The sequence below is a fragment of the Cryobacterium sp. RTC2.1 genome (genome assembly GCF_035018685.1).
GTDB lineage: Bacteria > Actinomycetota > Actinomycetes > Actinomycetales > Microbacteriaceae > Cryobacterium > Cryobacterium glucosi.
Map to the genome: position 1 here is coordinate 1 of NZ_JASJXJ010000242.1, position 3,241 is coordinate 3,241.

The window sequence follows — 3,241 nt, forward strand, 5'->3', positions numbered from 1 at the left end:
CTCTTCCTGATGCTCACCTCCGCCGCCCGTGACTCCCTGCGGGGTGTCGACACCGTCATCATCGACGAGGTGCACGCCGTCGCGTCGAGCAAGCGCGGCGCCCACCTCGCCGTCTCTCTCGAACGCCTCGACGAGCTGCTCGCGCGGCCGGCGCAGCGGATCGGTCTCTCTGCGACCGTCCGCCCGGCCGCGGAGGTCGCCCGGTTCCTCGGCGGCGCCGCCCCCGTGCAGATCGTCAATCCTGCCGCGGGCAAGCGCTTCGACCTCCGCGTCGTCGTCCCCGTCGACGACATGACGCAGCTGGGCCCCGTTCCCGAACGGGAGGGGTCGACAGCGGCCGCCGCGCCGCAGGCCGGTTCGATCTGGCCGCACGTCGAAGAAGCCATTGTCGACGAGGTGCTCGCGCATTCCTCGTCCATCGTCTTCGCGAACTCGCGCCGCCTTGCCGAGCGACTGACCGCGCGCTTCAACGAGATCTACGCCGGGCGCCTGGCGGATGCCGCGGAGCAGGCCGCGGGCGAGCTCGCGCCGGTCGGGGCAGGGGTCGCACCGGCATCCGCTGCCGAGGGCGCTGCAGCGGGCGCAGCCGGTGCGGGCTCAGACGGTGCGGGCTCAGTCGGTGAAGGCTCAGCACGCGGTTCAGCGGGCCCTGTGCGGCCGCCGGCAGACCTGATGGGAGCGAGCGGCCAGAGCGCAGGGGCCGAGCCCCTGCTCGCCCGCGCGCACCACGGCTCGGTGAGCAAGGAACAGCGTTCGATGATCGAGGAGGACCTCAAGGCCGGGCGGCTGCGCTGCGTCGTCGCGACGTCGAGCCTCGAACTCGGCATCGACATGGGTGCCGTCGACCTCGTCGTGCAGGTCGAGTCTCCGCCCTCTGTCGCGAGCGGGCTGCAGCGGGTCGGCCGCGCCGGGCACCAGGTCGGCGAGATCTCCCGCGGCGTCATCTACCCCAAGCACCGTGCCGACCTCATCCACGCCGCCGTCGCCGCCGAGCGGATGGTCGCCGGACTGATCGAGTCGATCGCGGTGCCCTCGAACCCGCTCGACATTCTCGCCCAGCAGACCGTCGCGGCGGTGGCGCTCGAGCCGATCCAGGCCGAGGACTGGTTCGACATCGTGCGCCGCAGCGCCCCATTCCAGGGCCTGCCCCGCTCGGCATACGAGGCAACGCTCGACCTCCTGGCCGGGCGGTACCCCTCCGACCAGTTCGCCGAGCTCCGCCCCCGGATCGTCTGGGACCGCGACACCGGCCTGCTCACCGGGCGTCCCGGCGCGCAGCGCCTCGCCGTCACAAGCGGCGGCACCATTCCCGACCGCGGGCTTTTCGGCGTCTTCATGGTCGGCGGCGAGCAGACCACAGGGCGTCGTGTCGGCGAACTCGACGAGGAGATGGTCTACGAATCCCGGGTCGGCGACGTCTTCGCACTCGGCACGACGAGCTGGCGGATCCAGGAGATCACCCACGACCGGGTGCTCGTGCTCCCGGCGTTCGGCGAGCCGGGGCGGCTGCCGTTCTGGAAGGGTGACGGCCTGGGCCGGCCGGCGGAACTCGGCGAGGCCGTCGGCGCCTTCGTCCGGGAGGTCTCCGCGTTGCCGGAGGCCGCCGCCCGGGTCCGCTGCGCGGCCGGGGGGCTCGATGAGCGCGCCGCGAACAACCTCCTGGTCTTCCTCGCCGACCAGCGCGCGGCCACCGGCCAGCTGCCGACCGACCGCACCCTCGTCGTCGAACGGTTCCGCGACGAACTCGGCGACTGGCGGGTGATCCTGCATTCCGCATACGGCATGCAGGTGCACGCGCCGTGGGCGCTCGCGGTCGCCGCCCGGGTGCGGGAACGCTACGGGCTCGACGGCGGGTGCGTCGCAAGCGACGACGGAATCGTCGCGCGCATCCCCGACACCGACGCCGAACCGCCCGGCGCCGAACTCTTCGTCTTCGAGGCGGAGGAGATCGAGCAGCTCGTGACCGATGAGGTCGGCGGCTCCGCCCTCTTCGCCGCCCGGTTCCGTGAGTGCGCCGCCCGCGCCCTGCTGCTCCCGAAGTACAACCCCGGCACCCGGTCGCCGCTCTGGCAGCAGCGGCAGAAGGCCGCCCAGCTGCTCGAGGTCGCCCGCACGTTCCCCACTTTCCCGATCATCCTCGAGACCGTGCGGGAATGCCTGCAGGACGTGTACGACCTGCCGGCCCTGCTCGACCTCACCCGCAAGATCAACAGCCGCACGATCCGCCTCGTCGAGACCCGCACGGAGACCCCGAGCCCCTTCGCGAGCACCCTGCTCTTCGGTTACGTCGCCGCGTTCATGTATGAGGGCGACTCACCGCTCGCCGAGCGCCGGGCCACGGCGCTGTCCCTCGACTCGAGCCTCCTCGCGGAGCTGCTCGGCAGGGTCGAACTGCGAGAGCTCCTCGACCCCGCCGTGATCGAGCAGACGGATGCCGAACTCCAGCGCCTGCCCGCCGACCGGCACGCGCGGGGCGTCGAGGGTATCGCCGACCTCCTCCGCCAGCTCGGGCCCCTCACGACCGAGGAGGTCGCCGCCCGGCTCGATACCCAGGACGACCCCGACGCCGAAACCGGCCTGCTCGAGCTCGTCGCCGCACGCAGGGCACTCAGGGCCGGGTTCGCCGGCCGCCAGTGGTGGGCCGTGATCGAGGACGCCAGCCGGCTTCGCGACGCCCTCGGCGTTCCGGTGCCGCTCGGGGTGCCCGCCGCCTTCACCGAGGCCGTGCCAGACCCGCTCGGCGACCTGGTCAGCCGGTACGCGCGGACGCACGGCCCGTTCACGGTGGCGGATGTCGCCGACCGCTTCGGTCTCGGTCCGGTCGTCGCCCTCGGGGCGCTGCGACGTCTCGCCGGCACCCGCCGGGTGATCGAGGGCGAGTACCGGCCGCACGGCACCGGCAGCGAATGGTGCGACGCCGAGGTTCTGCGCCGACTCCGCAGGCGGTCCCTCGCGGCGCTCCGCCACGAGGTCGAGCCCGTCGATCAAATCACGATGGGCCGGTTCCTGCCGTCCTGGCAACATGTAGGCGGACGGCTGCGCGGCGTCGACGGCGTCGCATCCGTCATCGAACAGCTCGAGGGGGCCCGCATCCCGGCGTCCGCCTGGGAATCGCTCGTGCTGCCCGCCCGGGTGAGCGACTACCGGCCGGCGATGCTGGACGAACTCACCAACGCGGGCGAGGTGCTCTGGGCGGGGGCAGGCACCCTCGCGGGCAACGACGGCTGGATCAGCCTGTACC

The 3,241-nt window shown here is 72.7% G+C and carries 1 protein-coding gene; it reads left to right on the plus strand.

Annotated features, from left to right (window positions below):
* On the plus strand, positions 1 to 3,241 hold a 3,241-nt coding region (locus QN357_RS18370), incomplete at both ends, for a DNA glycosylase AlkZ-like family protein (RefSeq protein WP_323505330.1).